The 16,514-nt window shown below is 58.9% G+C and carries 16 protein-coding genes; 7 read left to right on the top strand and 9 right to left on the bottom strand.

The features are described from left to right. Window positions 1-28 precede the first annotated feature (28 nt). A complete protein-coding gene (locus N0D28_RS00765) occupies window positions 29-1,294 on the bottom strand; it encodes a cation:proton antiporter (protein ID WP_260560517.1) in 1,266 nt (421 codons plus the stop codon). Window positions 1,295-1,345: 51 nt separating this feature from the next. Here N0D28_RS00765 and N0D28_RS00760 point away from each other — a divergent pair, with 51 nt between their 5' ends. Continuing rightward, a complete protein-coding gene (locus N0D28_RS00760; RefSeq protein WP_260560516.1) occupies window positions 1,346-2,293 on the top strand; it encodes an alpha/beta fold hydrolase in 948 nt (315 codons plus the stop codon). Window positions 2,294-2,305: 12 nt separating this feature from the next. On the opposite strand, the gene N0D28_RS00755 is transcribed toward N0D28_RS00760, so the two are convergent. The 4 genes from N0D28_RS00755 to N0D28_RS00740 all read right to left on the bottom strand — a co-directional run bounded on the left by N0D28_RS00755 (window position 2,306) and on the right by N0D28_RS00740 (window position 6,436). Further along, window positions 2,306-3,106, bottom strand: a complete 801-nt coding sequence (locus N0D28_RS00755; protein ID WP_260560515.1) for a substrate-binding periplasmic protein — start codon at window positions 3,104-3,106, stop codon at window positions 2,306-2,308. A 184-nt stretch (window positions 3,107-3,290) separates the two neighbouring features. Further along, entirely contained in the window at window positions 3,291-4,391 is a 1,101-nt protein-coding gene (ychF, locus tag N0D28_RS00750) for a redox-regulated ATPase YchF (RefSeq protein WP_260560514.1), read from the bottom strand. Window positions 4,392-4,654: 263 nt separating this feature from the next. Further along, window positions 4,655-5,302 (bottom strand): histidine phosphatase family protein, encoded by a 648-nt coding sequence (locus N0D28_RS00745; protein WP_260560513.1) that lies wholly within the window; start codon window positions 5,300-5,302, stop codon window positions 4,655-4,657. 423 nt (window positions 5,303-5,725) lie between these two features. Then, window positions 5,726-6,436, bottom strand: coding sequence for a nucleotidyltransferase domain-containing protein (locus N0D28_RS00740; protein WP_260560512.1), 711 nt, complete (start codon window positions 6,434-6,436; stop codon window positions 5,726-5,728). A gap of 129 nt (window positions 6,437-6,565) precedes the next feature. Here N0D28_RS00740 and tnpA point away from each other — a divergent pair, with 129 nt between their 5' ends. The 3 genes from tnpA (at window position 6,566) to N0D28_RS00725 (ending at window position 10,421) form a co-directional block, all read left to right on the top strand. Continuing rightward, window positions 6,566-6,985 carry an IS200/IS605 family transposase gene (tnpA, locus tag N0D28_RS00735; protein WP_446681961.1) on the top strand — a complete coding sequence of 140 codons (420 nt, stop codon included), beginning with the start codon at window positions 6,566-6,568 and terminating at the stop codon, window positions 6,983-6,985. A gap of 4 nt (window positions 6,986-6,989) precedes the next feature. After that, window positions 6,990-8,129 (top strand): RNA-guided endonuclease InsQ/TnpB family protein, encoded by a 1,140-nt coding sequence (locus tag N0D28_RS00730; protein WP_260560510.1) that lies wholly within the window; start codon window positions 6,990-6,992, stop codon window positions 8,127-8,129. A gap of 393 nt (window positions 8,130-8,522) precedes the next feature. Next, the gene (locus tag N0D28_RS00725) at window positions 8,523-10,421 is read left to right on the top strand and encodes an HD domain-containing phosphohydrolase (protein WP_260561944.1); all 1,899 of its coding nucleotides are present in this window, start codon (window positions 8,523-8,525) and stop codon (window positions 10,419-10,421) included. Window positions 10,422-10,495: 74 nt separating this feature from the next. On the opposite strand, the gene N0D28_RS00720 is transcribed toward N0D28_RS00725, so the two are convergent. The 4 genes from N0D28_RS00720 to iscB form a co-directional block, all read right to left on the bottom strand. Beyond that, window positions 10,496-10,828: a hypothetical protein gene (locus tag N0D28_RS00720; RefSeq protein ID WP_260560509.1), complete on the bottom strand. Its 333-nt coding sequence runs from the start codon at window positions 10,826-10,828 to the stop codon at window positions 10,496-10,498. Continuing rightward, a complete protein-coding gene (locus tag N0D28_RS00715) occupies window positions 10,825-11,571 on the bottom strand; it encodes an HNH endonuclease signature motif containing protein (protein ID WP_260560508.1) in 747 nt (248 codons plus the stop codon). Before N0D28_RS00715 ends, N0D28_RS00720 begins: the two co-directional genes overlap by 4 nt. A gap of 259 nt (window positions 11,572-11,830) precedes the next feature. Next, window positions 11,831-12,121, bottom strand: coding sequence for a hypothetical protein (locus tag N0D28_RS00710; protein ID WP_260560507.1), 291 nt, complete (start codon window positions 12,119-12,121; stop codon window positions 11,831-11,833). 296 nt (window positions 12,122-12,417) lie between these two features. After that, on the bottom strand, window positions 12,418-13,644 hold the full coding sequence (gene iscB, locus N0D28_RS00705) for an RNA-guided endonuclease IscB (RefSeq protein WP_260561912.1): 1,227 nt from the start codon (window positions 13,642-13,644) through the stop codon (window positions 12,418-12,420). A 989-nt stretch (window positions 13,645-14,633) separates the two neighbouring features. Here iscB and N0D28_RS00700 point away from each other — a divergent pair. The 3 genes from N0D28_RS00700 (at window position 14,634) to N0D28_RS00690 (ending at window position 16,512) form a co-directional block, all read left to right on the top strand. Beyond that, window positions 14,634-15,089 (top strand): pilus assembly FimT family protein, encoded by a 456-nt coding sequence (locus tag N0D28_RS00700; RefSeq protein ID WP_260560506.1) that lies wholly within the window; start codon window positions 14,634-14,636, stop codon window positions 15,087-15,089. 80 nt (window positions 15,090-15,169) lie between these two features. Beyond that, the gene (locus tag N0D28_RS00695) at window positions 15,170-15,562 is read left to right on the top strand and encodes a type IV pilus modification PilV family protein (protein ID WP_260560505.1); all 393 of its coding nucleotides are present in this window, start codon (window positions 15,170-15,172) and stop codon (window positions 15,560-15,562) included. After that, window positions 15,562-16,512: a hypothetical protein gene (locus N0D28_RS00690; RefSeq protein WP_260560504.1), complete on the top strand. Its 951-nt coding sequence runs from the start codon at window positions 15,562-15,564 to the stop codon at window positions 16,510-16,512. Before N0D28_RS00695 ends, N0D28_RS00690 begins: the two co-directional genes overlap by 1 nt. Window positions 16,513-16,514: the final 2 nt, after the last annotated feature.

Here is a 16,514-nt window from a genome sequence, read left to right as displayed (position 1 = left end):
AGGGCCGGCTGGGAGGGGGTGGTTGGCCCTACTCTTCCGGGCTGTTCTCCACCACCTTTTTGACCAGCGGCATGATGGTGAGACCCTGTACGGCGATCGTAAACAGCACAATCAGGTAGGTGGCGGTGATCAGGGCGCTGCGGTAGCTGCTCGGCGGCAAGCCCAGCACCAGGCTGATGGCGATGCCGCCGCGCAGACCGCCCCAGGTCAGCAGCCGCACAGTGTACGCGCCGTAAGCCGCCTGCCCGCGAATCAGCCAGAAGGGCAGCGCCACGCTGAGGTAGCGGGCTGCCAGCGCCACGGCGATCAGCAGCGCCCCGGCCACGAACTGTGGCGCGCGGCCAGGGTTGAGCAGCACGTTCAGCCCGATGAAGGCGAACAGCACGATATTGAGTACCTGCTCGATGGTTTCCCAGAAATTGATGACCTGCTCGCGGGTGTTTTCGGTGAAGATCTTTTCCTTGTAGGCCGAGATGATGAGTCCGAAGACCACCATCGCCAGTGGGCCGCTGACGCCGAGGCCCAGCGCCAGCACGTAGCCGCCGATGACCAGCGCCAGGGTCAGCAGCACCTCCACCGCCGCGTTCTCGATGGTGCGGGTCAGGTACAGCCCGGCCACGCCCAGCACCCCGCCCAGCACCACTCCGCCCAGCGCCTCGCGGGCAAACAGGCCCAGCGCGCCCATCAGGTCGGCGCTGACTGCGTGGTCCACATTGATGCTGCCGCCGCCTCCGGCCAGCCCGCTGAGCACCAGAAAGATCACCACGCCCACCCCGTCGTTAAAGAGGCTCTCCCCGGCGATCAGGGTTTCGATGCGCGGCGGCACCTTGGCCCGCTTGAGGAGGTCAAGCACCGCCACTGGGTCGGTGGGCGAGATCAGCGCGCCGAACAGCAGCGCCCCGATCAGCGGCACGGCCAGCCCCAGCACCCCGAACACCAGATACGCCCCGAAGCCCACCAGCACGGTGCTGATCAGGGTGCTGAAGACAGCCAGGGTCAGGATCGTGACGCGCTGCTTGAGCATCTGCGCGGCGTCGAGGCTGAGTGCCCCGCCGAACAGCAGCAGGCTGAGGATGCCGTTGAGCACGAAATCGGTAAAATTGAGGGTCTTGAGCATCAGGCGGGCGTAGTGTCCGACCATCGGCAGCGCCAGCGCGTCCACCGCCACCAGCAAAATGCCCGCCAGCGCCCCCGAGAGGGCCACCCCCACGGTGGTCGGGAAGTGAAAAAACCGCTCGTTGAGGTACGCCAGCAAGGCGGTCACGCTGAGCAGCACGGCAAAAGCGGTCAACATACCGGGCAGTGTACCCGCCCGGCCAGGCGCGGCTGAACGTAGAATGCCTGCATGGACGATCTGGCCGACATGGACGACTTTCAGCATCAGGACCTGGCCGAACCCTATTTCGAGCACCTCAACGGAGCCGATCTCTACTTCGAGGTCGTGGAGCCGGATGAGGGAGAAGAGGTCCAGACCCTGATCTACCTGCACGGTGGCCCCGGCTACAACAGCCTCACCTTCCGCGATCTGGTGGGCGAGCGCCTCTCGGCCTACCGGGTGATCTACCTCGACCAGCGTGGAGCGGGCCGCAGCGGTCCCCTGGACGACACCGAGCAGGGCAGCGACACCCTCGACCTCGACACCCTGACGGCAGATGTGGAGGCGGTACGAGAATTTTTAGGTCTGGAGAAGCTGACGCCGCTGGGCCACGGCTTCGGCGCGCTGATCGCGCTGGAATATGCCCGGCGCTTTCCCACGCACACTGACCGGGCCGTCGTCATCAACCCCTGGGTGCATTTCCCCGATCTGGCTCTCACCCTGCTGGAAGAAGCCAGTGCCCGCCGGAATACCCCGCTCGACGATCCCAAAACAGAGGTCGTCAAGCGCACACCCGAAGGCCAGCACCCCCAGGTCGGCGCGGCCCGTATCGAGGCGGCCTTTGCGCTGCTCAACGCCCGCGACCTGCTCAACGCCCTGCATTTCAAAGATGCCCCCAGCCGGATGCGTCTGGAGTTTGCCGATGTGGAAGGCCAGCTGATGGGCGGAGCCGAGGTGCAGCAGGCGCTGGTCAATCAGGGGCTATGGGAATTCGAGTACCCGCCGTTCCTGAGCGAGATCAGGCGGCAGGTGTACGTGATCGCCGGAACGCACGACGCCACCAGTTACCCCGCACAGGTGCAGTGGGTTCAGGACCTGGTGGACGCCGACGTGACCCTGCTCGACGCCGGGCACTACCCCTGGCTCGACGACGAGGACGAGTTCATGGAGGCGCTGGAGGAAGCGCTGACCCGCTGAAGTGAAGCGGCCTTACAGCTCGCAGCGTACGTCCTGGCCGAAGTATTTCTTGCTCAGGGCTGTGTAGCTGCCGTCGGCCAGCATCTTTTTGAGGGCGATGTTGATGGGGGCCAGCACCTCGTTGTTGGCAGACAGTTCGGTGCCGCTGCTGCGGTTCATGACCAGCGTGATGTCCTGCGACCACAGCAGTGGGCTGACCTGAATGACCTTCGCGCCCGCCGCCTTGAACATCTTGAGGGCAGCGTAACGGTCCATCACCAGGGCGTCCAGCTTCCCGGTCAGAAAGGCCAGCAGCGCTTGATCGTCGCTGGCAAAAACGTTGATCTGCTTGTCGAACGGCAGGTTTCGCACGTAATAAAAATAACTGCTGCCGGTCACGACGGCGACGCGCTTGCCCTTGAGTTCATTGTCGTAGGTGGGGCCGCCGGGCCGGGCCAGAATCACCCCGCCGGTGCAGGCCAGCGGCTTGCTTAGAGTTACGTCGGTCAGCGGCTGCGGCAACTGGCTGTCGATGACCGCGTCGTAGTTGCCTGAGCGCAGACCATCCATCAATGCCTGGGGCGTGCCGATTTTGCGCCAGGTGATATTGCTGACCTTCATCTGCTTGCCGATGATACTCAGCAGTTCGGTGGCAAAGCCCTCGAAGGCGGTTCCATTCTGGTTGATGAGGGGGGGCTGGGCCGTGCTGAAAGCCAGTTTGAACTGCCCCTTGCCCTGAATTTGGGCCAGGCCAGCGGCCTGAACCGGACTGGCCAATCCGGTCAATGCGCCGAGCAGGGCCAGAGGAGCGAGATGAATGCGGAATCGTAGCAAGGTAAGAGCCTCCTAGACAGATCATCCTCGCCGTTCGGGAAGGTGCCGGGCCGGGGAAGCCGTCAACAGACTGACCGCTCTGAAACCAACTGGCACATCCCTACTTGAAGATGTGCCAGCCTAAAGTTTCCTTTCTTTTTAACTTCTGACAAACCGCTCCGGAGCGTCTCGGCCCCGTCTGCGACTACATATTGTGCAAAACGTTCATGATGTCGCCGTCCTTCATCACGTACTCTTTGCCCTCGGTGCGCACCCAGCCCTTGCTCTTGGCGGCGGTCCAGCCTCCGGCCTCCACCATCTTCTGCCACTCGATGACCTCGGCCCGGATAAAACCGCGTTCCAGGTCCGAGTGGATTTCTCCGGCGGCCTCGGGGGCCTTCTCACCGTTGTGAATGGTCCAGGCGCGCACTTCCTTTTCGCCGGAAGTGATGAAGGTGATCAGGCCCAGCGTTTCGTAGCCCACCTTGACCAGTTGGTCCAGCCCGCTCTCCTCGACGCCCAGGTCGTGCAGAAAGGCGCGGGCATCGTCTTCCTCCATCTCGGCCAGTTCGCCCTCGATCTGGGCGCTGATCTTGACCACGTGCGAACCGTCACGTGCGGCAAACTCACGCACCTGCTTGACAAGGTCGTTGTCGCCCGCCAGATCGTCCTCACCGACATTCGCCACGTAAATCACCGGCTTGATGGTGATCAGGCCGAAGTCTCTGGGCACCGGGCCTTCGATCCGGGCGGCGCGGGCGGGCTGGCCCTCGCCCAGCACCTTGAGGATGACCTCGGCAACTTCGAGCTGCTCTTTGGCTTCCTTGTCGCCGCCCTTGGCTTTCTTGCTGAGGCCCACCACCCGCTTTTCCAGGCCCGCCAGGTCAGCCAGAATCAGCTCGGTGTTGATGGTCTCGATGTCGTCCAGCGGATTGACCCGGTTGGCCACGTGAATGACGTTGCCGTCTTCAAAGCAGCGCACGACGTGGGCGATGGCGTCCACTTCCCGGATATTGGCCAGAAACTGGTTGCCCAGGCCCTCGCCTTGCGAGGCTCCCTTGACCAGCCCGGCAATGTCCACGAACTCCACGAAGGTCGGGATGATCGGCGGGACCCGCTCGCCCTTGGTAAAGACCTTGCTCAGCGCGCCCAGGCGTTCGTCCGGCACATTGACGCGGCCCACGTTCGGCTCGATGGTGGCGAAAGGGTAATTGGCCGCCAGCGCCCCGGCGCGGGTGATGGCGTTGAACAGAGTTGATTTGCCGACATTGGGCAGGCCGACGATTCCGATACTTAAGCTACTCACGATAACGATTCTCCTTACGCGCTCGCAGGCGCAATGGGGGAGAGTTTAGCGCATCAGAAAGTTGCCCACAGTCCTGGGCGCGGGCTGTGGATAACTTCTGTGTTGGGTAATCGGTGGTTGGAGGATCTTTTCGTGCTCAGTTCAAAAGAATCGCCCCGGTTTCGGTACGGGGCGATTGTTCTCCAGTTTGGGGTAGTGGTTCCTCCACGCAAATAAGCTAAAACAGCTGGCCCGTCCCGAACCTGGGAACTCGGACAACGAACCTACTCCAGCTTTCCGAGATCTCCCGCATCGGCCAGCCGGATCACCTCGGGCGGGCCGGTCTCGTTCCAGATCAGTTCGGTCACGGCAGCATTGGCGTGGCGGTAGGTATCGGAGCGCCAGGACTCGCGCGGGTCTACCGCCAGCAGTTTCGAGAGGACAGAGACCAGCGCCGCGCCGTGTGACACGATGAGCACGGTTTCGCCCGGCTGAGGCCTGATCTTGAGCAGCGCCGCGTGAAAACGCTCGCCCGCGCCGACCAGCGAGTCCCCACCTGGAAAGCCGTAGTGGCCGTCTGGCGCAGTCATCTCGTCCTCGAATTCGTTCATGTGGGCGTAGGAGCGCCCTGCGAACGTTCCGGTGTCGAGTTCTTGAACGTCCTCCAGCGTTTGCTGGGGCACGTCGAGCGCCTCCGCAATCGGCTGGGCGGTTTGCTGCGCCCGCAGGTACGTGCTGGCATACACGCGGGGACTGGGCAGGTTCAACGCCTTCAGCCGGTGTGCCAGTTGCTGTGCGTGCCGGAAACCTGCCGCATTCAGCGGAGCCTGGCCACCTTCCGGACCACGAAAGATCTGGGTAACGTTGTTTTCGGTCTCGCCGTGGCGAATGAGCAGCAGGCGGGCAGGAAGGAGTGAGACAGCAGTGGGCATGTGTCTAGGATAGCGGCCCACAACATCAGCCCAGGCGGGCGACTTTCGCACCTTGGGTCAGTGGGCGGCTGAGTGGCGTGCCGCCCGCTCCAGATTCAGCGCCAGCCGCCGCGAGCGCACCTCGTTCTCGGAGAGCGGACAGTCTCAATTTGAGTCCACTCCGAAGATGCTTCCCGGATCTCCGAAACGCACGCACCAGAATTTCGCCTTCATGCTCTCCAAGGCAGTGGGCGCTTCACGAAACCTGGAAACCCATGCCCTGTCCACCCGCCCACAGGCAGCTCTACTGCAAATTCAGCGGCAGTCAGTGAGGGCGGGAGTCAGGAAAATTCAAAGGTCTTCGACAACAGTCCAGTGCTCCAGCAACGCCTGCAACGCCGCCGCCTTGAAGACCAACCCGTCACTTTCCAGGCGTTGAAGTTCTCAGAGTGGTGGCAACTGGATGTACAGGTCAGGCAACCCGAGACGCTCTGCCACCAATTCTCTGATCCACTTGGTGTAGGCGATGGGATAGGTCCGCCGAGAGATACACAACGCTTGAAGGAATTCCTGAAACGCTTTATAGAACCGGTCGAAGGCTTGAAAATGCAAGCCTCGGTGGGTGTAGAACGCCACATGCTCAAGATCATAGGCGCACGCATCCCGCACCATCTGAAGGCGCTTGCGGCGCAGCGCTTCATCGTAATAAGGCAGCCACTGCGCCCGCAAGTGTGCCATGGCATCGGCGGCCTGCCACAGGGGAAAGCTGTAGGCCACCTGATTGCCGATCTCCAACTCGAAGCTGTCCGGCCCACCCGCGTCGTCCAGGTCGGTGGGCTGGTACTGGCCGGTGATCAGATCCAGATGGATGCCAGTAAACCGCCCGGAACGCCGGAACGCCTCGAACACGGGCTGCTGCTGGTAGTGCGCTTGCCAGGCCTGTTCCAGCGCTGAGAATCTGGACGCTTCCAACTCGGCCTCGATCAGGATTGCGAAGTCCAGATCGCTCTGTGGCGTGGCTGTGCCGCGTGCGCAGGAGTTGACCAGGAGGACGCTCTGAACGTATGGCTGGGCGCTAAAGAACCCGGTGACGGCCTGGGCCGCCGCTTCATGAAGATCGCTGGGGAAGTAAGTGCGGATGGTCGACTTTGGCATGTACAGTTCTTAGAGAAAAGGGCGTCATCCCCCGTCCTTGAGGGCGGGGATATAAGCCCTCGGCACCGCAGGTGCCGCAAAGCTAAAGCACCACACGGGCTAGAAATCTAGTGGTTTATCTGCTACCATGTGCATATGGCCGGAGAGCGTTCAACACGACATGCACACTTCAATTTGAACTACCATCTGGTGTTCACGCCGAAGTACCGCCGTCGTTCGTTCTTCGGCCCGTCCCGTGACCGCCTGATGGAGATTTTCACGGCTACCTGCGCTGAACGGGATTGGCTCATCCGGGGCATGGAGGTCATGCCGGACCACGTGCATGTGTTCGTGTCCTGCCCGCCGAAATGGGCACCGTCCGACATCGCCAAGATTCTGAAGGGCGTCTCAGCTCGGCTTCTCCTTCAGGAGTTCCCCGAGCTGAAGCGGCGCGGCCACCTGTGGACGAATGCCTACTACGTCGGGTCGGCGGGCAACATCTCCGCCGAGGTGATTCAGCAGTACATCGAAGGGCAGCGCAAAGGGCAGGTGGAAGACGATGGGGTTTAAGGCCATGAAATATAGGCTTTTCCCGAACGTCACGCAGGAGAAGGCGTTGGATACCACGCTGTACCTGTGCTGCCAGTTGTACAACGCGGCCCTTGAGGAACGCAGGGGAGCCTACAAGAAAAGCGGCGTCTCGGTCCGCTACTACGAACAGAAACGCGCCCTGACTGAAATCAAGGCCGACCTGCCGGAGTACAAGGGAATCCACTCCCAGGTGTTGCAGGACGTCATAGAGCGGCTGGACAAATCCTTCAAGGGATTCTTTCGGCGGGTCAAGGCAAAACAGACTGCCGGGTATCCGAGGTTCAAAGGGCGCAACCACTACGACTCCTTTACTTACCCGCAAGCGGGTAAGACGGGGGCGATGCCCCTGGAAGATTCTGGGAAGGTCGACCTCTCCAAGATTGGGAACGTGCGCTGCACGTTCCACCGTCCGCTTGAAGGGCAGGTCAAGACGGCCACCGTCAAGCGGGAGGGTGACAAGTGGTTCATCGTGTTTGCCTGCGAGGTCGAAGCTGCACCCCTCCCCGCGACGGGTGACGTGATTGGGATTGACCTCGGCACGAATCCAAACTTCCTCATCACGTCGGACGGCGAGTTCGTTCCGGCTCCCCGTCACTTCAAGAAGTCGGAGCGCAAAATTGGCCTGCTTCAGCGGGCCGCCAGCAAGAGGAAGCGGGGCAGCCGCCGCCACAAGGCGCTGAAGCGTCAGGTCGCTGCTGAGCATCGCCGGGTCGCCAATCGTCGCCGGGACTTCCACCACAAGACGGCCCGCACTCTGGTGAATCGCCACGACACCGTGTTTCACGAAGACCTCAACATCATCGGGCTGGCCCGTTCCCGTACCGCCAAAGGTGTACTGGACGCGGGTTGGGCCAGCTTCATCAACATCCTCTCCCTCAAAGCTGCGAACGCTGGTCGGAGAGTTCTCGGGGTTGACCCGAAATATACGAGTCAGGACTGTCACCAGTGTGGGCATCGCCAGAAAATTAAAATCGGCCATGCCTACCTGTGTGCCAACTGCGGACTGGACATGCACCGCGATGTCCATGCCGCTTTGAATATCCTGAATCGGGGCAGGGATGCTGCCTTCTGCGAGAGCGTGCAATCTCCGGCGCTTGCTGACCAGAGAAGCCTCGCCCTTTAGGGCGGGGAGTCATCACCTTAGAACGTTTCGAGCTGTGATCTACAGCTTGGGCGTGGGCCTGTGCACAACTCCTGGGGCCGACGCACGGCTCCATGCGCCCTGTGAATCAACGAGCTGAACGCCCGGCACAGTTCGCCGACAGGCGATCACTGGCAAGCCCCAGCAGTGACCTGAGCAAATTCAGGATGGGCTATCCCCCCAACCATTAAGAGGACACGACATGCTCTGGCGACAATTGCGCATTGACCCTACCGCTGCCCAGCATACTGAGAAGGGTATGTACCACTCCGCGTTTAAGTTGAGGGCATGAGGCCACGAGAACAGCGGGGCTGGGAGCGACAAGGCTTACCTACTGCCTTTCGTTGGTGGCCCGCCAGCATCTTTTGGGTGTCCATGCACTTCCTCTTGGGCTTCTGGCTCTTTGGACGTGCCGAGAAGCCGAACTTAACGTCAGTTTCGAGTCTTCCCTTTTTTATTCTGGCTGCCGCCATCATTTTTTTTATTTCGTGGGTGCTGGGCGCGTTCCGTTTGCCGCGTCAGGTCGTGCCCCCGCTCGTCCTATTGACTACCGGCATCCTCTTGACCTGCATTCAGGAAGGCTTCTTCCCATTGACGACGACGTCCAATCCGGTATGGCGCATCGTCTTGCTGTTCATGGTGGCTTCCGGATTTGTCTGGCTGATGGCCATCAACGTTCAGAGCATGCTCCAGCGCTTCAAACTCCAGCAGCGTTTGGTCGACCAAGACAGCTTGACCGGACTCCTGAACCGTGCGGGCACGCAGCGCATCTTGAAACAGCTGACGCCGCAGCAAAACGCCGTGATGGTGATGATGGATTTAAATGATCTCAAAGCTGTCAATGATCTCGGCGGTCACAACGCGGGTGACCAGCATATCCGGTCGGTCGCCCAAGCCATAACTGAAGTTCTACCGCAGGGGGCCGTTGCCAGTCGCTGGGGCGGAGATGAATTCTTGGTGTTGCTTCCCCATTCCAGCGTTGCGGAGGCCAACAACTTTGCCCAGCAGGTCATCGACCACGCACCGAAGATTCGCCTGACCCTTCCCGCCTTGGCCTTTGGCAGCGCCCAGGTCCATTCCTACGAAGATGTTCAGCGGGCGCTGGCCGTTGCGGATCAGCGAATGTACGAAGACAAGGAAAGGGTCAAACACACCCATATTGGTACCCTTGAACGGCATGTCCCGAGTGCCGAAGAGATCATGCGGCTTATTGAAGGTATTGACAACACGGCTGATCTGCTTCACTACGGCTTTGATAACTTACGGCTCATTTTGGGCTTTGACGCCAGTGCCTACTACGAAAAGAGAGACGGGTGGCTTGAGGCGGTTTACATTTCCAGTGATGACGAGCAGCGGGACGTCCCGCTGCACAGCTTGAAACGTGAACTGTCGAGTGGATTGATGGGGCAGGCGATCTTGACCAATCGCACCGTTGGCACTGCCGATTATCCTTCGGAAATGAAAGCGTTGCCCGGATGGAAGGACTCTGGACTTCGCAGCTTTCTGGTGACGCCAGTCCGCGACGCTGGAATGATCGTGGGCACATTGGCGCTCATGAGTTACCACAACTGGCGACCTATCACGCCTCAAGCCCGCCGTCTGCTCGAAGCCGTGGCGCTGAGATTGGGCTACATCTTGGAGCGTGAGCGCGTTCTCAAGCAAGTTGAACTCACGCTGGACGGTGGCTTGATGGCGTTGGGTCTGGCGCTTGAAGCGCGTGATGTGGAATCTTTTGGTCACACCCAACGGGTGGTGACGTATGCAGAAGCCCTCGGGAAAGCGTTAAACCTTCCCAGTGCTGCCCGAATAGAACTCAAGCAAGGTGCGTGCCTGCACGACCTCGGCAAGCTGATGGTGCCGGACTCGCTCCTTGGAAAGCCGGGGCGGCTGACCGCCGAAGAGTTTAAAACGATGCAGCAGCATGTGTCGCAGGGCTTTGCACTGGCTTCAAGGATTCCAGATCTGTCCCAGGGGGCCTTGGACGTGATTTTGTATCACCACGAAGATTGGGACGGTAAGGGCTATCCATCCGGACGGTCTGGATTGCAGATTCCGCTTTTGGCCCGCATCTTCACGGTGTGTGACGTCTACGAGGCCCTCATCAGCGTGCGGCCCTACAAACCCGCCTGGCCCCCCTCAGTGGCCCTGAGCGAAATTGAAGCGCAGGCGGGGAAAAAGTTTGATCCGGGTATCGTCACCGTTTTTCTCCAGATGATGCAGCACCACCAACCGGCGGGCATCGACGAAGAAGCGGATCCGCTGAGGTTGCCCTGAAGATCACGACCGACAGTTAGGCTTTATCACCGTCTTGACGGTTGCCCGGCACAACAATGTCGCGTCCCCCGACTTCAACTGTTGGAAACCGCCTGCACGGACGCCTTGATCAGTGACACCGTGATCTGCCCGCTCTTGAAAGCAACGTGGTCACGGCTCCCCCAGTGGCCCCAGAACTCTTGCGGCACCTTGCTCGGCACGTTGTAACGCAGGTACAGGTAGCCTGGCTCGCTCTCCTGCTGCACGGCATTGACCTCGGCGCGGCTGAGGGTCGGGTTCGCAAGCGCCTGGAAGTGCGGGTCTGCATTGAGCAGCCCCTGCACCAAGGTCAGGAGCTGACGATCACGCGCACTCGGCTCGGCACTACTGCCGTCAGGCTTGATCACGGTCATCTGGATATCGCTCATTTGATCCCCCGGTAGCCTGCCGCCTGCGCCGCCGCTGCACTCGCAAAGCAGGCTTTGGCCTTGGTGCGCTGATAATTGCCGTCGCCCGTAGGCAGGTGGTAGATGCCCGACTTGCTGACCTTGATCGGTGCGGTGCTGGGACAGCTGCCATCCGTATTGGGCAGTGCCGAATCGGTCGCGCTGCCACTGCCCTGTGCGGTGTTCTGAATCGGCACCGGTGAAGGCGTTGGGAGCACCGGCACCTTCACCGTCGATGCCGTGCTTCCGAGGACCTGTGCGCCGCCGGGGAGTGGGCCGACGTACTTGACGTAGGCCGCCGTCCAGTTGCTGGCGATGGCCTGCTGGGCGTCTTGCATGCTGATCTGCCCACCGCAGGCCAGGGCGTGCAACTTGTTTTCGAGGGTGTCTTTCACATGGGCGTTCAGGGGCTGGGTCTTGTAGGACTCGGGAAACAGATTCCTGATGCTGTTGGAGCCGCCGAGTTCCAGCGAGACGATGTGGTCGATCTCGTACTCGCCGGACTCGCGGGAGGTGATGCCGTATTCCTTGTAGACCTGCTCCTTGAGGCTCTGCGGGACGTTGCGCACCGTCTTGGTGTATCCGGAGACGCAGATGATGGCTTTGTCCGAGGTCAGGACGTCGCCGGGAGAGAGCTTGGGGTCCGGCAGGATAGGGGCGTTCTGGTTGTAGGCCAAGCCCATGCCCAGTCCGGCCAGCACCAGGGTCAGCAGCAGCGGTTTCATCTGCTCAGTCTGGCAGATGAGGTTGACGCGGGGCTGAAGAACGTGAGGTCAAACTAGAAGGAGGTTCATCTGGATTGAGCTTTCCACTTGACCGTTTGACCTGAAATGCGAATAAGTCCGCTGGCATCCACAACTGCACGTCGTTGGCCTCGACCAGTTCACGGGCCGACGCCGTTTGGCCCAGCCCAGATGCGAAAATCACCACTCCAGAAGACTTAGTCAGTCCAGGCAAGATATAACAAGACTCTGATCTTAAATTTTACTGATCAGTTTCTAGACCAGCGAGAAATTCTTTTATCAGTCTTGCCTCTACTGAATCTTCATCTAATTTCCCGCCTCCAGCTTTCTTTCGTAGAGTTAGTCTATAACCCAAAAAATCAAACAGCTCCTGCCACGTCTTGGCTATATTTCCCATACTCCAATTTGAGTTAGGATTAAGCATAGAACTGGTCTTGTTCCGGCCAATTCCAGTTTTCCTGCCTACTTCTCCTATGGACAGATCTCTCGTTTCTATTTCTACCCAGAGTATCCCTCTAATTTCGTCGTTCATTTTATACCCTTGCTTTTCTTAACGATGACCAGTTCGTACCCAAAATAGTCAAGCATCCTTAACCAACTGGAGCCCACCTTCCCCTTCTGGACTGGAGCATCGTCCCGAGCTAACATCTTATAAATATAATTTGGAGACTTTGATATTTGTCGGGCGAGTTCGGCCTTTGACCAACCAAGGCGTGTAAGTTCAGCGTGAATTTCTTCTCTAATCCTGTCGTTCATACTCACCAAAGACCCCCGGAAGCCCCGCCCTTTAGGGCTGGGGAGGTAAGGGGGTGAGCGCCAGGGGCGCTCCTAGAAGCTGTAGCCATAGCCATCTCCTTTGTGTAGCGTTATGAAGAAGCGGTGATGGATGCCGTCCACCTGCGGAAGTTTGAAACTGCCAGTCGCCCGCACAGAAACCCGCCCGATGTACGTCCCCACCTTCTTGCCCGTTGTGACCACGGCCCGCACCATGTCTCCGGTCTGAAAGCCAAAGAACACTTTCTGGCGCGTCCGGTGCCGAATCGGGAAGCCGTACTTATTTGTGCCGCACACCTGACGATTGCCGCGCCCCATGCAGGCGACCTTCAGGGGCTTCAGGGGCCGGAGGGCAACGCTCTCGCCCGAATCCCCAACGCAGGCCGCATCAATCCAGTGCGCTTTCTCGTAGCCCTGCTCAGTGCGGTTGAAGCTGGTCTGAGCGCCGCTCCCGGTTTCTACGGGGTATCCGAAGGTCTTGAGTTCGTCCAGTAGGCGGTACTTGGTGGCGTTGACGGCAGCCGAGTCGTGGAGGGACGCCTTCTGCTGCTCCTGAATCTTTCGCAGGACGGCGGGCTTCCTAGCTAGGAACTCCTCCAGGGTGAGGTTGTCCTTCTCCTCGTTGCACTTGCGGCAAGACCACACGAGGTTGTTGATGCGATTGGAGCCGCCACGAGAGCGGGGGACAAGGTGCTCGACCTCTTCGCCTTTTTTCCCGCAGTAGGCGCACTTGTCGTCCCATTTTTGACGCAGGTAGGCCCGCACCTCCGTACCGAAGAGCGTTCCCTTCTGATACTCCTCGCGTTGGATGTCAGGATTCATCATCTTCTGCGTGTCGAACGACACCAGCTCCATCGAGAAGGCATCCAACGGCGTGAGGCGATCCAGCCGCTTCGCCCACGACTTGATGGTGAGGACGCGGTGCATCAGGGATGGCGGCAACCACCCGGCAGGCTTGGTGCGGTTCAGGAAGCGGGCCGGGCGATGGCGCAGCTTGCGATTGCGGCGAGCTGAGCGCAGTGAGCGGCGGGCGAGTAGTTTGAGCTTGATCGCCATACCCCGGTGCGCCAGTTCCGCGCCCCAGATGCATTGCTTCCCCGTCTTGCCTTTCAGTACGAGCGCCATACCAGTGGTTTTGGAGCCAGGATCGAGCTTGAGGGCGAGGGGTTGGGAGAGGTTCGGAGACGCTTCTTTCAGGATGACTGTGAACGGATAACGCCGCCACACAGCGGCCTTACCGCCTTCCAGCATCTTCCTGGCCCGTTTTGCCGTACACGGCATCAATGGGGATTTATCTGGGTTGAGAACAAAAACTCGGTGACTCATCGTGTGTCCTTGTTGCGCGTAAGCGCCGTGTAAAGTTCGCCTAGACGGGCATCTTCAAGTTTGTCGCTCTACATTCAGAGGCGCGAGGTTTTCCCTTCCCGGCTTTCTTTGTTTGTAGACACAGAGCCAAAAACTGGCGAGGCATTCTTGGGTGTGATGGCTTGAACATCGTTTACCCTTACGGGTCGTCGGGTAAGCAAGTGGGGCCTTAAAAGCCCCGGCCTTTAGGCCTGGGGTTGCTTACACCTTATGCATCATGTCTGACTTCACGAAAAGGATGGGATTTTGAGGGGAGCGCGGAGTGGCTAAGGCCACCATGCGGGAAGCGAGCATTTGGTTGCGGCCTGCTCAACTGCCGACTGATCCAGATTTAGCATCGTCGGAGTTGCTCGGCCCGCTACGAAGTCTCGCGCCGCTACGGGTGAAAACAAGGTCGAATGCGGCAATATAAATGGAAGAAATCAGCGAACAAAATATACGGTTTTTGATCGTGTGAGTGCGAACTTTACCTTCTCTTGGCCACCCAGTATTCAGCTTAAGTTTATGCATATCGCTTTGCTTTGCCTGCTGTGTGAAGCTGAGTTTTGCAGGTCGCGCAAATGGCCTCTCGATGCGGTAGCAGTTTGTGGTTGGCCTACCCCCATTCAGGGTGAGTGCTAGGCGAGAGGGTAGCTTTTATACTGTTAAGTGAAATGATAGAAGCCGTTCTTGGAGCGTGTTTAGATTCCAGCCCTATCTGCAATCGCTGATTGCGTAATCTCCTTTTCACGGTTTAAAACGCTGGAGAATGCGACATCTTTCCGAACAGTTCCTATAAATAACGGTCGATTGCAAAATGTTCCATTATCGCCGCACTTTGAGAGATCAAGTCAAACCCGCTTGACTCGGTCAGTCCGCCAGCTGCGCTCAGAAAACCGTAAGAGAAGCTGTGCCATAAGGAGAACATGACTTTTGCCGTCCACAAAAACCAAGGCTATACCATCTTTGAACTTCTGATCGTGATGGCCATTCTGGGAGTTTTGTTCTCCTTCGGGGTGCTGAGCGTCAAGGGCCTGAACAACGATGCTGGAAATGCAGGATCAATTATCAGGGCCAGCTTTCTGGAGGTCCGTGCTCAGGCCCTGAGTACCAGCAGTGGTCGGCAAGTTTCCCTGAACGCCGGCAAACTCATCTTCCGGCGGGTTGATGATTGCGCCAGTCTGGCCAATCCCCAGACCCTGCCCACTCCTGAATTGCCGAGTGGAGTCACCCTGAGTGCTCAAGGCTCCAATTGGAACGTTTGTTTCGTGCCGCGTGGCACGCTTCAGACTTCCCCCATTGGCCCCCTTACCGTCATGGATGGGCGGGGACGCACCAAAACCCTCACGCTCTATCTGACAGGAAGTGTGATTCTCCAGTGAAAATTGTTCAGAAGAATGATGCCAGAGCTAGCTCCTACCCACAGGGTGTTCAGTCGCAAGCAGCCAAGTGCGAGCAAGGCATGTCCTTGATTGAAGTACTGGTGGCCATCTTAATTATCGGCATCGTGTTGAGCTTCGTGACGAGTGGTCTGCTGAGTAATGCGACCCTCAACAACCAGAATGAATTGAGGAGTGCCGCAGCCGTCGCGGTGCGCCGGGTGCTCGACAATACCCGCGCCATCGATCCGAGTACCTTGCCTGGCATTGGCGCGGCAAGCGGTGTCGAGTCTGTGACCGTCAACAACCGGACGTTCACGGTGTATACCGATTACTGCTTGCAGCCACTTTACTGCACCACCAACGCCCGCAGTATCCGGGTACGTGCCCGTTTTGGCGCAGGTGCCACCACCGATCTGGTCAGCACCGACACTGTATTCACCAGCGTCAGTAGCCAGAGCGCGGCGGGAAGCTGATGAAGCGTTCAACAGCAGGTCTGACCATCATCGAGCTATTGGTCGTCATGGTTATTTTGCTCCTCATTCTGGGAATTATCCTGGGGTTTACCACTTCTTCTCTGTCACTTTTCCGTGCTGATCAGGCCCGCAACGGCGCAGAAGGCAATGCCCGCAGCACCTTCGATGTGCTCGGGGCAGATATCCAGCAGACTGGAGAACGGTTGACCAGCGATTTTCCTGCACTGACGATCACTCAGGACGCTAACGGGAATGCAGTGCTGACCTTGCGCCGGGGTCTGGCTGACGGTCCACTGCCGCTCTGCGCACAGACTGCTGGAAGTATCTACGTCAATGGGAATGTTCCTGTGGGTTACAACACTCTGTTCACAGGGGGCATCAGTCAACTTCCGAGCGCATGTACAACGACGTTACAAGATGTAAGTACCTGGAGCACGGCAGCTGGTGCAGTGGGTTTCGTCATCGACATGAGCAACATGAGATACGATTATCTGACCCTGCTTTCGCCTGCGATCATCACAACGGGAACGATTCAGACGGTCAATGCTGTGAGTTCACCGTCCAGCGTATACGATCCCCGAAAAGTGACTGTTGGTGCAGCCGACAAAGATATTCGGGTCTATCTGCTCGAAAATCGCGTTTATAGCGTGTCAAATGGCCAGTTGATGCTCTCACAGAATACAGCCACTGCCCAGCCTGCCACACCCAACGTGGTTTCTTTTAAAATCACACCATACCTCAAGCCTTCCACTGGCGTGACCAAAACCACACCGGCTATTGCTACAACCTTGCCGTTTCCACCATCACCCAATCCTAGCAACCTGAATTGGAAAGCTCTGGCATTCCTCGACGTGAATTTGACGGTCAAAGACACCAGCGGCAGCAAAACGGTCACCAGAACGTTTAACGAGCGTCTCACGCCCCGCAACGCCAACAGTGCTGATCGTTAAAG

The sequence above is a fragment of the Deinococcus rubellus genome (assembly GCF_025244745.1).
Lineage (GTDB): Bacteria > Deinococcota > Deinococci > Deinococcales > Deinococcaceae > Deinococcus > Deinococcus rubellus.
Note: the sequence above shows the minus strand (reverse complement) of the source record. Positions and strands in the feature narration are given on the sequence as shown.